Origin of the sequence: Marivivens marinus (assembly GCF_035969385.1) — a bacterium.
In the GTDB taxonomy this organism is placed as follows: domain Bacteria; phylum Pseudomonadota; class Alphaproteobacteria; order Rhodobacterales; family Rhodobacteraceae; genus SELP01.
In genome coordinates this window covers 238,307-254,433 of sequence record NZ_JAYKKJ010000005.1, presented here as the reverse complement: position 1 = coordinate 254,433, position 16,127 = coordinate 238,307, and the positions used below count along the sequence as shown (strand labels likewise).

Below are 16,127 nucleotides of genomic sequence, written 5' to 3'. Positions count from 1 at the left end.
CAAACGCGCGGGGAGGGACGCATGGCGCTATCGGGGTTGCAAAAGGCGGGCTGGGGCCTTGCCGATATGGGGATCGTGGTCTTCGTGGTGGTCAAGCAGCTGCTTGTCCTGAATTTCCTGACGGCCTTCCTTGGGGTGCCGGTCGGCATCGCGGGGTTCGTGACGACCGCCGTTCTGATCTTTGATATGGTGACTGATCCGCTGGTCGGTGTCCTGTCGGACAAGACCAGCAGCCGGTTCGGCCGCCGGGCTCCGTGGATGGCACTGGGGGCCGTGGTGATGGCCGGGGCGATGGTGGGCCTGTTCGCGGTGCCCGTCGGGCTGGGCATGGCGGGCAAGATCGGCTGGGTCATCGCCTTCTTCGGGTTGGCGACAATCGGGTTTACCATGGTCGCCATCCCCTATGGCGCACAGGCCGGGGAAATGACGACCGATCCGCGCGAACGGTCCACGATGACCGGCTGGCGCATGGGGTTTGCAAGCCTTGGCATCCTGATCGGCGGGGCGCTGGTGCCGGGTCTGGCGGGGGGCATGGGATATGCCATGGCGGCGCTGGCGGTTTCGCCATTGATTGTCGGCGCGATCTGGCTGTCGCTATTCGCAACGCGAAACGCGCCGCGCGTGGCCGAGGCGGCCTCGGTCGACCTTGGCGGGATGATCCGGCTGGTTCTGTCGAACCGGCCTTTCATGATTCTTGCTGCGCTCTACGGCGTGATGACGCTCGCGGTCGCGATCATCACCGCAGGGTTGCCCTTTGCCGCCACTTATCTGATTGCCGACACTGGCGAGACGGCCCTGTCCGGGGCCGCGCAGGCCCTGACCACGCTCAGCCTGCTGTTCGCGGCCTTCGTCCTCGGCTCGATCCTCAGTCAGGCGGTCTGGGTGATCCTGTCCCACCGGATGGGCAAGCTGAACGCGCTGGTAATCGGGTTGATCCTCTATGTGGGGCTGTTGGTCTGGCTGGCGGCAAACCTGCCATCGGTCAGTGTCACGGTCATGGCGGGATTGTTCGTTCTGGCCGGAATGGCGAACGGATCGTATCAACAGATCCCCTGGGCGATCTACCCGGACCTGATGGACCGGACGCGCGAGGCAAGCGGCGAAGCGATCGAAGGGGCATTTTCGGCGGTCTGGCTGTTCGGCCAGAAACTGGCCAACGCTTTCGCCCCGGCGATCCTCGGGCTGATCCTTCAGGCCAAGGGCTGGAAAGAGGCGACGGGCGAAACGGTTGCCCAGACAGAGGAGGCCTTGGACATGCTTGAATGGTCGATCACCTATCTTCCCGCCGGTATCCTGATCCTCTCGGTGCTCGGGCTGCTGATACTCTACCGGCCTGCCGCGTCCGCCTGATCGGCGGCAATCGCCAACCCTTCGACGATGGCGGTAAAGGCCTTGCCCCGGCGCAAGCGGGCCGCGGGCAACAACGCAGCCATGCTGTCGGAGACCGTCGTCAGCAGGCTGGACCCGCCGACAAGGATCACCTCGGCAATATCGTCGGGGGTGCGGCCCGCGGCCCGCAGGGTTTCCGAGGCGGCCTCGGCAATCTCGGTCGCGAAGGGGGCGATGGCCGCCTTCAGCATCAGTGGGTAGAAGTCGACCGCCAGACCACGCTCCACGACCGACAGGTCGATCTGGGCACGGTCCGCCTGCCCCGCGATCTTCGCGGCCTCGACCGCAAAAGCAACATCGTGGCCAAGGTGCATTTCCAGCACGGCGTGTAGCCGGGCCAGCTTTTCCGGCTCATCCGCCAGCCGCTGCATCCGGGCGGCGTCGCGCAGGGTGGCGGGGTCATAGACAAAAGGGATCTTTTCCCAACTGGCCAGATCGTTGAACAGGGCGGCGGGCGCCGGGTTACGGGCCGCACCCAGTTCTGCGCGGATCAGGCTGCCCCGGCCCAATAGCGGCATGGCGTGGGCAAGGCTGATTGCCTTGTCGAAATCCGTCCCGCCGATCCGCACCCCGTGGGACGCCAGAACCCGGATGTCCGCGCCGGAGCCTTCAAACACCGTGAAATCGGACGTGCCCCCGCCGATGTCCACGACAAGGCCAAGGCCGGTGCGGTCGCCACCGTCTGGCAGGGCGGCGCGGGCGGCGGCCTCTGGCTCGGGCAGGAACGCGACCTTGGAAAATCCGGCGGCGTGATAGCAGGCGCGCAGGTCGTCTTCGGCGCGGGCGTTGCGGGCGGGGTCGGCGGAATGGAACCGGACCGGGCGGCCTGACAGGACCCGGTCGAACCGGTCGCCGGTTTCCGCCTCGGCCCGCGATTTGAGGGCGGATAGGAACCGGGCGACGATCTCGGTCAGGGTCAGCCGTTCCTGTAGAAACTGGCGCCTTTCATGCATCAGGCTGGTGCCGAGGACCGACTTCAGGGCCCGCATGAACCGCCCCTCACGCCCGTCGATCAGCGCGTCAATCGCGGCCTGCCCGAACAGGGTGTCGCGTCGAGTGAAGTCCAGAAAGACGGCCGTTGGCAGTGTCTCGCGCCCATCGTCGATGGGCAGAACCCAAGGCGCACCGTTCCGCATCACCGCGGCTGCGGTGTTCGATGTGCCAAAGTCGATGGCGAGTGTGCGGGACATGGCGGGCTCCGTCGCGGCGAAAGGGCGGCAAATAGGTCAAGGAGGCGGTGGGATCAACCCCGCCGATTTGGCGGTCGGGTCTTCCCCTTTCCCCCCGGCTGCGGCATTGTGGGCGCAACCAACAAGACCGGTGACAGGCATGGGCAGCAGGGCAGGGACGCGCGGCACGCGCGACGGACATCAATGAATATCGAACCGATCCTTATGCTGCCGGGCATGTTCTGCGATGCACGGGTATTTTCGGCGCAGATGACCGCGCTGGGGCGCGACGGTCTGGTCGCCATCGCCCCCACCACGGGCGGTGAACGGGTGGAAGAGGTCGCCTCGGCCATCCTGTCCGGCGCGCCGCAGAAGTTTGCCCTGTTCGGTCACGGATACGGAGGTGTCGTCGCGCAAGAGGTTCTGCGCCGTGCCCCGGAGCGGGTCACCCGGATCGCGTTGATGGGGACGACGCCCCTTGCCGAGACCCCGCAAGATGCCGCCGACCGCGAGGTGCGGATCGTCGCGGCGCGGTCAGGCCGGTTCGATGATGCGATCGGGGCCGAGATCCGGATAACGGACCTTGCCGTTGGCCCACAACGCAATGATGTGTTCGCCAAGATCAGCGCCATGGCCAAGGCCAATGGGCCGGATGCCTATGTCCGGCAGGCCCGCGCCATGCAACGCCGCAAGGACCAGCAGGCGGTTCTGCGCCGGATCAAGCAACCCGCGCTGGTAATCTGCGGGGCGGAGGACGGAAAGACGCCGATCAAGCGGCACGAATTCATGGCCGAGCTGATCCCCTATGCCCGGCTGGAAGTGATCGACGGGGCCGGGCACATGCCAATGCTGGAACAACCGCAGGCCGTAACCTCGATCCTTCAGGACTGGCTGCGCCAGCCCTTCGTACTGCGATAGGGCAGGCGAAGACCAGCTGCACAAGGTAATGACGAGATGCGGGATGGTGGGCCTTGACCCACCAAACCTTACTTGACCGCCGCGATTTTCGGCTTCGACGGCGCGCCGCTGTTGGCGTCGATGAAATCCAGAACCAGCGGCCGGATGTTGTTGCGCCAGCTTTTGCCCGCGAAAATCCCGTAGTGCCCGGCACCGGGTTCGAGATGCGCCGCCTTCTTGCTGTCCGGCAGGCCGGTCAGCAGGTCCAGCGCGGCAAGACATTGCCCGGGGGCGGAAATATCATCGGCCTCGCCTTCGACCACCTTGACCGCGACGGTGCTGATCTTGCCGATATCCACTGTTTTCCCCGCCACGGTAAAATCGTTGCGGGCGATGTCACGGTTCTTGAATACCCGTTCCACGGTGGACAGGTAGAACTCTGCCGTCATGTCCATCACGGCAAGGTATTCGTCGTAGAACACGTTGTGCTTGTCATGGTCCGATGCCTCGCCCTTGGCGACGCGGATGATTTGGTCGGAAAACGCCTTGGCGTGGGTTTCGGCGTTCATCGACATGAAGGATTGCAGTTGCAGCAGGCCGGGATAGACCAGCCGCCCGACGCCGGCATATTTATAGCCGACCCGCTGGATCATGGTGTTTTCCAACTGGCCCATGGTGACGGACCGGCCGAAATCGGTGACCTCGGTGTGGTTCGCCTCTGGGTCGATGGGGCCGCCGATCAGGGTCAGGGACCGCGGCTGCGCCTTGGGGTCCTCACCCGCCAGATATGCGGTCGCGGCCAGCGTCAGTGGCGCGGGCTGGCAGACGGCGATGACGTGCAGGTCCGGTCCGAGGTGCTTCATGAAATCGACAAGGTAGAGCGTATAATCCTCGACATCGAACTTGCCGGCGGAAACGGGGATGTCGCGCGCGTTATGCCAATCAGTGATATAGACCTCGCAATCGGGCAACAGGCTGATCACGGTCTTGCGCAGCAGCGTGGCGTAGTGGCCCGACATCGGCGCGACCAGCATCACCCGGCGCTTGCGGGCGCGGCGGCCCGGCACCTTGAAATGGATCAGGTCTCCGAAAGGGCGGGAGACACGGGTTTCAATGACAACCGTATGGTCCTTGCCATCCTCGCCGGTCACGGCGGAAATGCCCCAGTCGGGTTTCGCGACCATCCGTTCGAAGGTGCGTTCCGTCACCTCGCCCCAGGCACCGATCCAGTCGATCCACGGGTTGGCCGTTGCGGCCATGCCCGGATATGCGGCAAAAGCCCGCGCCGTCGCCCCCAACCATTGGTTGGTGTTGCGGGCGCTTTCCATGAGGTCGTAAGTGAACATATACTTCATGTAAGCTCTCCTGCCGCCGGCCCCCGGCGGGGGCGCTTCAAACGGTTACTGCATGGCCGTCGACTTCCGGCGGTTATGCTGCACCTGCAAATTAGGCCCAAGAGGTTAATATGACAACAAATGAATTTGATCAGGATGCCGCAGGGGCCGCAGACCTCGGCAAGTTGGAAGAAAACCTTGAAAAGCTGGAGGGTCTGACCAAGCGTCTGGCCAAGGTCATGTCGCATAAGCGCAACGTTCCCGCCTCGCTGCAGGGGCCGGGGCAGGACCTGTATATGAAAGCGGCCACCGCCTACATGGCGGAAATGATGCACAACCCGGCCAAGATGATCGAACATCAGGTGGGGTATTGGGGCAAGACGCTGAAGCATTACGTCGAGGCCCAGAACCAGATCGCCCATGGCAAGCTGGAACCGCCCGAGGACACCGGCCCGTCCGATCCGCGCTTTTCCAACCCTCTGTGGGACAGCCATCCGTTCTTCAATTTCATGAAGCAGCAATACCTGCTGAACGCCGAGGCGATGAAGGAATCGCTGGGCGATCTTGAGGGCCTGTCCGAGAAGGACAAACAGCGGCTGGACTATTTCAGTCAGCAGATCGTCGATATGCTGGCGCCGACTAATTTCCTTGCCACCAATCCCGACGCTTTGGAAAAGGCCGTCGAAACGCAGGGCCAAAGCCTTGTCGACGGGCTTGAAAACCTAGTGCGTGATCTGGAGGCGAACCAGGGCGAGCTGATCGTCAGCCTTGCCGATAAATCCGCCTTCAAAGTGGGCGAAAACATCGGCACCACGCCGGGCGAGGTCGTGTTCCGCAACCGGATGCTGGAGCTGATCCAGTACACCCCCACGACCGAAACCGTGCACGAGATTCCGCTCGTGATCTTCCCGCCGTGGATCAACAAATTCTACATTCTTGACCTGAACGCCCAGAAAAGCCTGATCAAATGGGTGGTCGATCAGGGCTTCACCGTCTTCGTGGCCAGCTGGGTCAACCCCGACGCCAGCTATGCCGATGTGACCCTCGATACCTACGTGGAAGAAGGGTATCTGGCCGCGATCGAGGCTGCCAAGGCCATCTGCGGCACCAAGAAGGTAAACACGGTCGGCTATTGCATCGCCGGCACGACCCTGTCCGCCACGCTTGGGGTCATGAAGAAACGCAAGGATACCTCTGTCAATTCCGCGACCTTTTTCACCACCATGACAGATTTCTCGGACCCGGGCGAAGTGGGCGTCTTTCTTGCCGATGATTTCGTCGATGGGCTGGAGGCGGAATGCGCCGCCACCGGCATTCTTGACCGGTTCTATATGGCGCGCACCTTTTCCTTCCTGCGGTCGAATGACCTGATCTACAAGCCCGCGATCAAAAGCTACATGATGGGCGAGGCGCCTCCCGCATTCGACCTTCTGTTCTGGAACGGCGACGGGACCAACCTGCCCGGCAAGATGGCGATCCAATACCTGCGCGAGTTGTGTCAGGGTAACCAACTGGCCGCGGGTGGGTTCAACATTTGCGGGGAAACTGTGGATCTGAAGGACGTGACCGTACCGTTGTGCGCCGTGGCCTGCGAGACAGACCATATCGCGGCGTGGAAATCCTCCTACCGCGGGGTTCAGCAGATGGGATCGAAGGACAAGACATTCATCCTTGCGGGGTCCGGCCATATCGCCGGGATCGTGAACCCGCCAGCCAAGAAGAAATACGGCCACAGGACCAACCCGGAACTGGGGCTGACGGCAGAGGACTGGCGCGACTCGGCCGATGCGCATGAAGGATCGTGGTGGCCGAAGTGGCAGTCCTGGCTGGCCGGGAAATCGGGCAAGCAGGTTCCTGCGCGGGCACCGGGTGGACCGGGATTCGAGCCGATCTGCCACGCGCCGGGAACCTATGTAACGGCCGCGCCCAAACTCTAGGCCGACTAAACCTCTGATTTTGCTGCATGCGCAGAATTCTTTTTGCTGCAGCGCAGAAAAAACTTGAAATGCTGCATCGCAGCATGCATATTGGTGTCAGAAATTCACGGCGGACCGGGGCTCCTCCCTCCCTGATCTCTCCCTCGCAACGGTCCGCGAGACACCTGAAAGGTTACGACAATGGCCAAGACCCAAGACCTCACCGCCGTCTTCAAAGACATGATGGGCGCTTTCCCGGTTGACACCAAAGCCATGGAAGACGCGTTCAAGACCCAGACTTCGCTGACCGAAAAGCTGTCGGGCGTTGCCCTTGACGCTGCCAAGAAGTCGACCGACCTGTCCGCCAAATGGGCCAACGACACCCTCGCCAAGCTGGCCACCGTGTCCAAGGCGAAAGCTGACCCGGCCGACTACGCCAAGTCGATGACCGATTTCGCCTCCGCTTCGGCCGAAGCCGCTGCCGAGCACATGGCCGCCTATGCCGAGATCGCCCGCAAGGTGCAGACCGAGACCCTCGAATTGGTTCTCGCCGCTGGCAAGAAGACCTCGGAAGAAATGACCTCTGCCGCTCAGAAGGCCACCGCCGACCTGACCGCCGCTGCCCAGAAGGCCGCTGCCGAAGTCACCACGGCGACCAAGAAGGCCACCGAAGCCGCGAAGTAAGGCTCAAGACATCGCCGGGGTCGTCCTCCCTCGATCCCGGCACCTGGAAAGGCGGTCCGTAAAACGCGGGCCGCCTTTTGCTTTTGCGGGGTTTCTTTTCAAAAGTGCTTCACAGCGTGCTGCAGGCGCAGTAGCCTTCTCTGCAATGCCGCAATATTCTGGGGAGGATCGCCGTGGCCGAGCAAATGAAGCCGCTTTTGATCAAGCGCTACGCCAGCCGCCGTCTCTACAACACTGAAACCAGCGATTATGTAACGCTGGAAGATATCGCCGCCTTCATCCGTGAAGGGCGCGAAGTGCAGATTGTCGATCTGAAGTCCGGCGATGACCTGACCCGGCAATACCTGTTGCAGATCATCGCCGAACACGAAAGCCGCGGCGAAAGTGTGCTGCCGGTGGATGTGCTGACCGATCTTGTGCGCAGCTATACCAGCCAGGCCTCGTCGATCGTGCCGCAATTCCTTGCCGCCAGTTTTGACATGCTGCGCGAGGGCCAAAGCCAGATGATGGAAAACATGGGCAAGGCGAACCCGATGGCAAATCTGCCGGGCTTCGAGGCGATGCGCGCCCAGCAGGAAGCCTTCTTCAAGGCCATGACCGGGGGCATGATGGGCACCTCGTCCCCGCAACCGTCGGAAGACGAAGGCAAGGGGGAAGGGCTGGACGACATCAAACGCGAACTGGCCGCCTTGCAGGAAAAACTGTCGCGGATGACCAAGTAGCAGGGCCCTGACGGGTCCGGAAACGGATCGACATGGGAACCACCCTTGCGGTTCTGATCGGCGTTGGGCTGACCGCCGCGCTCTTGCTTTGGCCGCGATTGCGGCGGGCCGATGGGTGGAAAGCGACGGTCACCCCGCTTGCGTCGATCATTGGGTCCGGATTTCTGGTTCTTGGCCCGGTGCTGGATGACAATTTCGGGGTCTGGGCTCCGCTGGTCATGGCCGCGCTTTGCCTTGCTGCCTATGGGTTCGGGGCGGCGATCCGGTTCAACATTGCCCGGATTGATACCGACCCGCCCCGGCATGCGCGGACCGAACAGGTCGAGACTTTGGCGGCCTGGGCGCTGGCGCTGGCCTATGTCATCTCGGTTGCCTACTACCTGAACCTGTTTGGCGCTTTCGCCACCAACCTTTGGCCCGATGCCCCCGACAGTGCCGCCAGATGGGTAACGACCCTGATCTACGGGGTGATCCTTGGTGCCGCGCTGTTTGGCGGGTTTCGGGCGCTGGAGGGGCTGGAACAAACCTCGGTCGGGATCAAACTGGCGATCATCGCGGGGCTGCTGGCGGGATTGGCGGTGCATTTCGGCCAACAGGCGACAACCGGCGATCTTGTCATCAACCCGGCCGTCACGACGGGGTGGGCCGCTGTGACGCTGGCCTTTGGGCTGATCGTCACGGTGCAGGGGTTCGAAACCTCGCGCTACCTTGGCAATACCTATTCGGCAGACCTGCGGATTCGGTCCATGCGTTGGGCGCAATGGCTCTCGGCCGGGATCTACATGGCCTATATCTCGCTTCTGGTGTTCCTGTTCCCTACGGGCAAGGTCCCGCTGTCGGAAACCGCAATCATCGACATGATGGGGCTGGTGGCGCCGGTCTTGCCGCCCTTGCTGATCGCGGCGGCCCTGTCGGCGCAGTTCAGCGCGGCGGTGGCCGATACGGGCGGGGCAGGTGGGCTGGTGCAGGAACTGACGGGCGGACGGGTACGGCCGGTTCAGGGCTAAATGCTGCTGATCGGGGCCGGGTTGGTTCTGACCTGGGCGGCGGATGTGTTCCAGATCATCGCCATCGCCAGCCGTGCCTTCGCCGTCTACTACGGTTTGCAGGCGGGGATTGCCGCGCTGTCCGCGCTGAACCAACGGCAGGTGGCGCGGGCTGCGGGCTTTGGCCTGTTGGCAGGTCTTGGGTTCGTGATCGCCATCTTCGGGCAGGCGGTCGAAGGATAGGCGGTTGTCGCCGCGCGGCGCCGGGCCTAGCCTGCGCCGACACAGTCAGAAAGGGCAGGCATGGCCAGAACCGAGGGGCGTATCACGCTATGGGGGATCGAGGTTTTCGTGGCCACGGCGGCCGAAGGCTCCATCTCGGCGGCGGCGCGGCGGCTGGACACCTCCGTCGCGACGGTATCCCAGCAACTGACCAACCTTGAGGCGGCGATCGGCGTGGACCTTCTGGACCGGGGGCAACGGCCCATCGGCCTGACCCCGAAGGGCGAAATCTTTCTGCGCCGCGCCAATGCGATCCTGAACGAGGCGGAACAGGCCCGTGCCGAACTGGCCCTGTCGGATATGTCCCGGCTGACCCGCTTCCGCCTTGGGATGATCGAAGACTTCGATGCCGACGTGACCCCGGCGCTTCTGTCGCGGATGGGAGAGGAATTGAAGCAATGCCAGTTCCTGTTGGAAACCGGAGCGTCGCATCGGCTGTATGACCTTTTGGATGAACGGGCGCTGGACGTGGTCGTCGCCGCCGACATGGGGGCCACCGGCGCGGGGATGGAGGTGCACCGCCTGTTGGAGGAACCCTTTGTCGCCGCCGTGCCAAAGGGGCAGGGGGCGGCGGCCTTCGACGATATGCCGCTGATCCAATACACCACGCGGCATCACATGGGCCGGACCATTGCGGCCCATCTGGCACGGGAACACGTGACCCTCGGCTACCGGTTCGAACTGGACAGCTACCACGCGATCCTTGCGATGGTGGCGGGCGGGACCGGGTGGACGATTCTGACCCCGCTGGCCCTGTCGCGGGCGCAGCGGTTCAACAGGGATGTGGAGATTCTGCCGCTGCCCTTTGCGCCCATGGCGCGGGTGATCCAGTTGACCGCGCGGCAAGGGGTGTTGGGGGCGATGCCCGCAACAGTCGCCGAACACCTGCGCGGGCTGCTGCAGGATCAGATCGTCGGTCCGGAAATCGCCGCCCGACCATGGCTGGACGGGCGGCTTCGGGTGTTGTGATCAGGCAGCCTGTGCCGCCATCGCCTCTGCCGCGGCGTCGGTGAGGATCGTCGCAACCGCATCGCAGTCTTCCAACGTCAGGCGCGCAGGCAGGCGCACATCGCAGGCCTTCATCAGCATGGCGCGGGTCCGGGGCAATTCCACCTGTTCGGGCAGGAATTCCCAGTTCCAATAGGCGCGGGCATTGTCCTGGCTCAGGCCGAAGACCTGCACCTTGACGCCCTTCGCCTCTGCCGCAGCGGCGAACCGGCGGGTCGCCATGTCGTCCATACCGACAAGGTTGAACTGGATTGAATCCGGGGCACGTTCCTCGGGCGAGAGTTTCTCTGGCACCTCCAGCCAGGGCGAAGCATTCAGCGCCGCCGCGACGTGATCGTGGTTGCGCCGCCCGTCAGCAACCCGCCGGGACAGTTCGTCCAACTGCGGACGGATGATCGCCGCCGAGAGGTTGTTCAGGCGCAGGTTATAAAGCGGCAGCTTGTTCTGCCAGCGGGCGAAGGCATTCAGCAGAACCGGGTGCTTTTTCCAGTTGTGTTCATAGGCCCCCGACATGATGACCGCCCGGGCAATCAGGTCGGGATCGTCAGTGACCATGATCCCGCCTTCGCCCGCGTTGATCAGCTTGTAGGACTGGAAGGAAAAACAGCCTACCTTGCCGATGGTGCCGATGTTGCGCCCGGCCCATGTGGTGCCCAGCGAATGCGCGGCGTCTTCGATCACCGGGATATCCGCCGCGTCGCACATCGCCATGATCGCGTCCATGTCCGAGGTATGGCCGCGCATATGGCTGATGATCACCGCCTGCACCGTCGGCAGTTTGGCTGCGAAATCGTCGAGGTCGATCCGGTAGTTGTCGCCGCATTCGCACAGAACCGGAATGCAATCGGCATGGACGATGGACGACGGCACCGCCGCGAAGGTGAAGGCCGGGATCAGCACCCGCGCGTCCCGCGGCAGGTCCAGCGCCTTGAGCGACAGGAACAGCGCCGCCGAACAGGACGACACCGCCAGCGCGTATTTTGCCCCCAGAAGGGCGGCGAATTCCTCTTCCAGAAAGGCAACCGGCGCCTTGGCCGAGGTATAGCGGAACAGGTCGCCCGTGTTCAGCAGCCGCGCGACTTCCTCCATCGCGGCGGTGGGGATCGGCTCTGCGTCGTAAACATTGGGCGGCTGGGTCATTTTCGGCTTTCCTGAAATCTAACTTCGGGAAAACCTAACATGGCCCGCGTGACATTTCCACGACAACCCTGCGTCCGCCGGTCAGATGCCCAGTTTGTCGCGCATCCGGAACCACATCATCGCAAGTCCCATCGTCTGTTCCTGCAGGACAGTGCCCAGCGGGAAGGGGCGCCCCGGCAATTGCGCCAACACGTCAAACTGCCCGGCCTGGCCTGCAACGGTCTCTGCCATGATCCGCCCGCTCATGCAGGACAGGGCCAGCCCGTGCCCGGAATAGCCTGAGATCGACAGGACATTGGGCGCGACCCGGATGGCAGCGGGCAGGCGGGTCATGGTGACGCCCAGTGATCCGCCCCAGGTGTAGTCGAACCGGACCCCGGCAAGCTGCGGGAACATCTGGATCATTCGTTTGTGCAGGGTGCCGCCCATGTCCTTGGGAAAGGTCAGGGAATAATTGGCCCGCCCGCCGAACAGGAACCGCCCATCTTCGAACCGGAAGTAGTTGACGACATTGCTGCTGTCATGGGCGCAGATGTCCTCTGCCAATACCTCGCGCTGGCGATCGGTCAGCGGTTCCGTTGCCCCGATGAAACTGTTGATCGGCATAACGCGGGCGGACACGCGGGGTTCGATCCGGGGCAGATACCCATTCCCGGCAAGAAGCACATGACCCGCCCGCACCCGGCCCCGGCTGGTCTGCACCAACGCAGGATCGCCATGGGTGATCCTGTGCACCTCGGAGCGTTCGAAAATGCGCACCCCCGCCGCCTCTGCCGCGCGGGCCAGCCCAAGGACGAAACGCAGCGGGTTCAGGTGGCCCGCCCCCCGGTCCAGATGGCCGCAGGCGTAAAGCGGGGATTTGACCACCTCGCGGAAATCATCGCCCGCAAGCGGCGTGATCTGATCATACCCATAATGTTGATGCAGAAGTTCAACTTCGGCCTCTATCTCACGGAAATCATTCGTGGAATAGGCGCCATAGGCATTGCCAGGGCGATAGTTCGCCTCGGGCGCGTGGCGGGTCGAAAGATCGCGGACCAGTGCCTTTGCATCCTCGGTGATTTGCCACATCTGCCGGGCCAGGGGGCGGCCCACCCGCGCCTCCAGCCAGCTTTGGGGTTTGTGATGTCCCGAACCCACCTGCCCACCATTGCGGCCCGACGCGCCCCAGCCCGCGCGCTGGGCATCCAGCACCACGACCGACAGGCCGCGTTCGGCAAGGGTCAATGCGGCCACCAACCCGGTATAGCCCGCACCCACGATGCAGACATCCGCCCGCTCCTCGCCATGCAGGGCGGGGCGTTCAGGGGGCAGGTCCACAGTCGTAACGTAATAGCTTTTTGGGAACTGGCCCGGACGGTCATTTCGATAAAGCGCGTTTGTCATGCCGGCAGGATGCGCCGGGTTTCATCGAATGGGAAGCGGGATGTTATGCTATGCTTGGCCAATAACAGCGGCCACCACAGTAGGAAGGATTCAGATGCAGCTTGGTGCCTTTTCAATCAGCCTTGGGGTCAAGGACCTGGCAAGGTCACGAACGTTCTATGAAACGCTTGGATTCTCCGTCTACGCGGGCAACCCCGACCACAACTACCTGATCATGAAAAACGACGAGACGCTTGTCGGACTTTTTCAGGGGATGTTCGACGGCACGATGCTGACGTTCAATCCCGGCTGGGACCAATCCGCGGGGCCTGTCGATCCTTTCATGGACGTGCGCGATATCCGCGACAGGCTGCGCGACGCCGGGATCGAGATCACGCAGGAACAGGGTGGGGAAGAGGGGCCGGGCAGTTTTGTGGTCATGGATCCGGACGGTAACCCGATCCTGATCGATCAACACCGGTGATCAGTTCCCAAGGTCGTCGCGAGGGACCGCGACAAGCCCCAGTTCACGGGCGGTTCGGATATCAAGGATCGGGGTGTCGTGGCCCCTTTGCCGCTGATACAATTGGATCGCTCGTTTGGTCCGCAGGTCCATCAGGGCGGTGATCGGACCGATGTAGAACCCGCGCGCGGCCAGCGCCCGTTGCAGGGCGGCGATGAAGGCAGGGGTCAGGTCTTCGGGGCAAACAGTTTCGAACAAGACTTCCTGTCGTTCGCGGACGATCTGTTGCCGGGTGACCGTCTGGAAACTGGCGGGGGACAGGACGGTCCCGTCGGGTCCGAGGACCGCGGGGCTGACCATGACCTGCTCGGTGCGGGTTTCGATCACGGCCGGGGTCACGTCGCGCCCGAAGCAGGCGCCGCTGGCGTCCCGTTCGACCCGTGCCGTCTGCAGTGCGGGCGGGGTAATCACCTCGGGCACGACAGCGGGATCACAGGCGCAAAGCACCCCTGTGGCCAGCGCGAGCGCGGCAAGGCGACTGTTTCTGACGTTCACTGCTCTGACCCTGCGGCCCTTGGTTCTGCGCAAATCCTATCGCAAAACCAGGGCCGGTCCAAAGCGCAAATGACCTCTGGTGGCGGATCACGGCCGGTCAAATGTCGCAGCGCAGCCCGCGAGGTGCCGCTTTGGGGCTGGAATGCGCCCCCGGTCCCGCCTAGATAGGGGTCCGAACGAAGGATCGAGCGAAGGACCGACAGATCATGGCACGCATCACCTATGTCGAATTCGGCGGCAAGGAACACACCGTAGAGGTGGCAAACGGGCTGACCGTCATGGAAGGCGCCCGCGACAATGGCATCCCGGGGATCGAGGCCGATTGCGGCGGTGCCTGCGCCTGTTCCACCTGCCACGTCTATGTCGACGACGCCTGGGTCGAGAAGCTACCCGCCAAGGACGCAATGGAAGAAGACATGCTCGACTTTGCGTTCGAACCGGACCCGGCCAAATCGCGCCTGACTTGCCAGCTGAAGGTGACCGACGCGCTGGACGGGCTGCGCGTGCAGATGCCGGAAAAGCAGATCTGATGATCGGGCGGGGGGCACTCGCGGCCCTCTTATTGTGGCCCGCTTGTGTACTGGCCGAGATCACCGGCGCGTCCTATGACGCGCCGACTGCCGTTTATGGGCACGGCGCGGTTCAGAACGGCGAATACGAAGCGCTTGTCATTGACCGGGCGGGCCAGACGAGCCGGTTGCGCCTGACCAATGCGGTTTGGGAAGACACCGCCCCCCGGCTGGCCGATCTGGACAGCGACGGCACGCCCGAGGTGGTCGCCGTGCGCAGCGGGTTCACCACCGGCGCCGGCATCGTCGTGATCGACGAAGTCGCGGGCGAACTTGCCGCTGTTCTCGAGACTGCACCGATCGGCCGCCGTAACCGTTGGCTGGCCATTGCCGCAGTGGCGGATCTGGATGGGGACGGGCAGGTCGAGATCGCCTATGTCGATCGGCCCCATCTGGCCAAGGTGCTGCGGGTGATCGAGGTGTCGGTGGCCGACGGGGTCTGGACCTACCGCGAGGAAGCCGCCGCCGAAGGGTTCACCAATCATCACCTTGGGTCGCCCGTAATCGAAGGCGGGCTGCGGACCTGTGATGGGGTAACCGAGGTGATCACTGCGAACGCGGGCTGGACCCGGATCATCGCGACGCGGCTTGACAATGGGCAACTGTCCCATCGGGACATCGGCCCCTATGCAGGGGCGGACAGCCTGAACGCCGCACTGGACTGCTAGCGCCCGGATGGGCAGGGTGGGTCAAGACCCACCTTATGAAAGGGCTTGAGGTTCAGAGGCTTGCAGATGTCGTAAGGTGGGTCTTGACCCACCTTACCTCAGACCTCTGCTAGCCCTTCTTTCCCTTGCTCATCGCCTGAATGCCCGCGATCCCGCTTTCGCCAAGCGGGACGCTGGCGAAGGGGCCGCCAAGACGGGTTTGCGCCAGATCCTGCGGGTCGGGGTCCACGGCCTTGGCGAACAGTTCTTCCGCCCAGTCCTCGGCATTGTCCTGCGGCCGGTAGCCAAGGAAACCGACCTTGTGGTTCGACACAGGCGCGCGGGTGTTGGCGGAAACCCCATAGGCCACGGTGAAGCCCACGGTTTGGGTTTCCAGCGACCGCACGACCAACTGCACCATGTCGCGGTAGGACAGCCATGTCTGCAGGGCGCGCACGTTCTGCGGAACCGGCGTGCAGGACATGATCCGCAGGCAGACTGATTCCAGCCCGCGTTTTTCCCAGTACATCCGCCCCATGTCTTCGGCAAAGCACTTGGCTAGTCCATAAAAGGTATCGGGCCGGTGCGGTTCGTCGGTATCGATTCCACGGTTTGTTTCGCACAGGCCCACCGCGTGGATGGACGAGGCATAGACGACACGGCGCAGCCCGTGTTTATGCGCGGCCTCCCAGATGTTGTAGGCCCCGACGTAGTTCGGCCCCCACAGCTCTTCGAACGGCTTTTCATCGACGATGGCCCCGAAGTGAATGACCATGTCCGCCCCTTCCAGAAGCGGTCCGATCTCCTCCATCTTCGCCACGTCTGCCTGAACGTAGGTCTCGTTCGGGTTCAGGGTTTCGGGCGCTTCGCGGATGTCGGTGGACACCAGTTCGCGGCACAGCGTAGACAGCGGCCCGCGCAATTCATTGCCAAGATTGCCGCGTGCGCCGGTGAGGACGAGTTTGCCGAACATGGGAGACTCCTTTGATCTTTTCGGGCGC

17 protein-coding genes are annotated in these 16,127 nt (G+C 63.3%); 11 read left to right on the top strand and 6 right to left on the bottom strand.

Features of this window, described 5'->3' with window-relative positions:
• Positions 1-21: 21 nt before the first annotated feature.
• Positions 22-1,350, top strand: coding sequence for an MFS transporter (locus U3648_RS10330; protein WP_420859150.1), 1,329 nt, complete (start codon positions 22-24; stop codon positions 1,348-1,350).
• Here U3648_RS10330 and U3648_RS10325 read toward each other — a convergent pair.
• Entirely contained in the window at positions 1,326-2,579 is a 1,254-nt protein-coding gene (locus U3648_RS10325) for an Hsp70 family protein (protein ID WP_420859149.1), read from the bottom strand. The genes U3648_RS10330 and U3648_RS10325 overlap by 25 nt on opposite strands.
• 183 nt (positions 2,580-2,762) lie before the next feature.
• On the opposite strand from U3648_RS10325, the gene U3648_RS10320 reads away from it, so the two are divergent.
• The gene (locus U3648_RS10320) at positions 2,763-3,476 is read left to right on the top strand and encodes an alpha/beta fold hydrolase (protein WP_420859148.1); all 714 of its coding nucleotides are present in this window, start codon (positions 2,763-2,765) and stop codon (positions 3,474-3,476) included.
• A 68-nt stretch (positions 3,477-3,544) separates the two neighbouring features.
• On the opposite strand, the gene phaZ is transcribed toward U3648_RS10320, so the two are convergent.
• Positions 3,545-4,810 carry a polyhydroxyalkanoate depolymerase gene (gene phaZ / locus U3648_RS10315; protein WP_420859147.1) on the bottom strand — a complete coding sequence of 422 codons (1,266 nt, stop codon included), beginning with the start codon at positions 4,808-4,810 and terminating at the stop codon, positions 3,545-3,547.
• A 110-nt stretch (positions 4,811-4,920) separates the two neighbouring features.
• On the opposite strand from phaZ, the gene U3648_RS10310 reads away from it, so the two are divergent.
• From U3648_RS10310 to U3648_RS10285, 6 genes are all read left to right on the top strand, one after another.
• On the top strand, positions 4,921-6,726 hold the full coding sequence (locus U3648_RS10310) for a PHA/PHB synthase family protein (RefSeq protein WP_420859146.1): 1,806 nt from the start codon (positions 4,921-4,923) through the stop codon (positions 6,724-6,726).
• Positions 6,727-6,906: 180 nt separating this feature from the next.
• On the top strand, positions 6,907-7,389 hold the full coding sequence (locus tag U3648_RS10305; protein ID WP_420859145.1) for a phasin family protein: 483 nt from the start codon (positions 6,907-6,909) through the stop codon (positions 7,387-7,389).
• A gap of 173 nt (positions 7,390-7,562) precedes the next feature.
• Entirely contained in the window at positions 7,563-8,111 is a 549-nt protein-coding gene (phaR, locus tag U3648_RS10300; protein ID WP_420859144.1) for a polyhydroxyalkanoate synthesis repressor PhaR, read from the top strand.
• 32 nt (positions 8,112-8,143) lie between these two features.
• A complete protein-coding gene (locus U3648_RS10295; protein WP_420859143.1) occupies positions 8,144-9,118 on the top strand; it encodes a hypothetical protein in 975 nt (324 codons plus the stop codon).
• On the top strand, positions 9,119-9,340 hold the full coding sequence (locus tag U3648_RS10290) for a hypothetical protein (RefSeq protein WP_420859142.1): 222 nt from the start codon (positions 9,119-9,121) through the stop codon (positions 9,338-9,340).
• A 60-nt stretch (positions 9,341-9,400) separates the two neighbouring features.
• A complete protein-coding gene (locus tag U3648_RS10285; RefSeq protein WP_420859141.1) occupies positions 9,401-10,348 on the top strand; it encodes a LysR family transcriptional regulator in 948 nt (315 codons plus the stop codon).
• On the opposite strand, the gene U3648_RS10280 is transcribed toward U3648_RS10285, so the two are convergent.
• Positions 10,349-11,527 carry a DegT/DnrJ/EryC1/StrS family aminotransferase gene (locus tag U3648_RS10280; protein WP_420859140.1) on the bottom strand — a complete coding sequence of 393 codons (1,179 nt, stop codon included), beginning with the start codon at positions 11,525-11,527 and terminating at the stop codon, positions 10,349-10,351.
• Between the two features lie 81 nt (positions 11,528-11,608).
• Entirely contained in the window at positions 11,609-12,913 is a 1,305-nt protein-coding gene (locus U3648_RS10275) for an NAD(P)/FAD-dependent oxidoreductase (RefSeq protein ID WP_420859139.1), read from the bottom strand.
• 94 nt (positions 12,914-13,007) lie between these two features.
• On the opposite strand from U3648_RS10275, the gene U3648_RS10270 reads away from it, so the two are divergent.
• Positions 13,008-13,376 (top strand): VOC family protein, encoded by a 369-nt coding sequence (locus U3648_RS10270; RefSeq protein WP_420859138.1) that lies wholly within the window; start codon positions 13,008-13,010, stop codon positions 13,374-13,376.
• Here U3648_RS10270 and U3648_RS10265 read toward each other — a convergent pair whose 3' ends face one another.
• Complete coding sequence (locus tag U3648_RS10265) at positions 13,377-13,910, bottom strand: peptidoglycan-binding protein (RefSeq protein WP_420859137.1); 534 nt, start codon at positions 13,908-13,910, stop codon at positions 13,377-13,379.
• Between the two features lie 206 nt (positions 13,911-14,116).
• Here U3648_RS10265 and U3648_RS10260 point away from each other — a divergent pair, with 206 nt between their 5' ends.
• Together U3648_RS10260 and U3648_RS10255 are read left to right on the top strand one after the other, a co-directional pair.
• Entirely contained in the window at positions 14,117-14,440 is a 324-nt protein-coding gene (locus U3648_RS10260; protein ID WP_129685407.1) for a 2Fe-2S iron-sulfur cluster-binding protein, read from the top strand.
• Complete coding sequence (locus U3648_RS10255) at positions 14,440-15,147, top strand: FG-GAP repeat domain-containing protein (protein WP_420859136.1); 708 nt, start codon at positions 14,440-14,442, stop codon at positions 15,145-15,147. The genes U3648_RS10260 and U3648_RS10255 overlap by 1 nt, the downstream gene beginning before the upstream one ends.
• 109 nt (positions 15,148-15,256) lie before the next feature.
• Here the strand turns inward: U3648_RS10255 and U3648_RS10250 are convergent, their stop codons facing one another.
• Positions 15,257-16,099: an NAD-dependent epimerase/dehydratase family protein gene (locus U3648_RS10250; RefSeq protein WP_420859135.1), complete on the bottom strand. Its 843-nt coding sequence runs from the start codon at positions 16,097-16,099 to the stop codon at positions 15,257-15,259.
• Positions 16,100-16,127 lie beyond the last annotated feature (28 nt).

Excerpts from the sequence above, each read along its gene's own strand:
- U3648_RS10330 (WP_420859150.1), top strand. The coding sequence starts at position 22 with ATGGCGCTATCGGGGTTGCAAAAGGCGGGCTGGGGCCTTGCCGATATG.
- U3648_RS10325 (WP_420859149.1), bottom strand. The coding sequence starts at position 2,579 with ATGTCCCGCACACTCGCCATCGACTTTGGCACATCGAACACCGCAGCC.
- U3648_RS10320 (WP_420859148.1), top strand. The coding sequence starts at position 2,763 with ATGAATATCGAACCGATCCTTATGCTGCCGGGCATGTTCTGCGATGCA.
- phaZ (WP_420859147.1), bottom strand. The coding sequence starts at position 4,810 with ATGAAGTATATGTTCACTTACGACCTCATGGAAAGCGCCCGCAACACC.
- U3648_RS10310 (WP_420859146.1), top strand. The coding sequence starts at position 4,921 with ATGACAACAAATGAATTTGATCAGGATGCCGCAGGGGCCGCAGACCTC.
- U3648_RS10305 (WP_420859145.1), top strand. The coding sequence starts at position 6,907 with ATGGCCAAGACCCAAGACCTCACCGCCGTCTTCAAAGACATGATGGGC.
- U3648_RS10295 (WP_420859143.1), top strand. The coding sequence starts at position 8,144 with ATGGGAACCACCCTTGCGGTTCTGATCGGCGTTGGGCTGACCGCCGCG.
- U3648_RS10290 (WP_420859142.1), top strand. The coding sequence starts at position 9,119 with ATGCTGCTGATCGGGGCCGGGTTGGTTCTGACCTGGGCGGCGGATGTG.
- U3648_RS10285 (WP_420859141.1), top strand. The coding sequence starts at position 9,401 with ATGGCCAGAACCGAGGGGCGTATCACGCTATGGGGGATCGAGGTTTTC.
- U3648_RS10280 (WP_420859140.1), bottom strand. The coding sequence starts at position 11,527 with ATGACCCAGCCGCCCAATGTTTACGACGCAGAGCCGATCCCCACCGCC.
- U3648_RS10275 (WP_420859139.1), bottom strand. The coding sequence starts at position 12,913 with ATGACAAACGCGCTTTATCGAAATGACCGTCCGGGCCAGTTCCCAAAA.
- U3648_RS10270 (WP_420859138.1), top strand. The coding sequence starts at position 13,008 with ATGCAGCTTGGTGCCTTTTCAATCAGCCTTGGGGTCAAGGACCTGGCA.
- U3648_RS10260 (WP_129685407.1), top strand. The coding sequence starts at position 14,117 with ATGGCACGCATCACCTATGTCGAATTCGGCGGCAAGGAACACACCGTA.
- U3648_RS10255 (WP_420859136.1), top strand. The coding sequence starts at position 14,440 with ATGATCGGGCGGGGGGCACTCGCGGCCCTCTTATTGTGGCCCGCTTGT.
- U3648_RS10250 (WP_420859135.1), bottom strand. The coding sequence starts at position 16,099 with ATGTTCGGCAAACTCGTCCTCACCGGCGCACGCGGCAATCTTGGCAAT.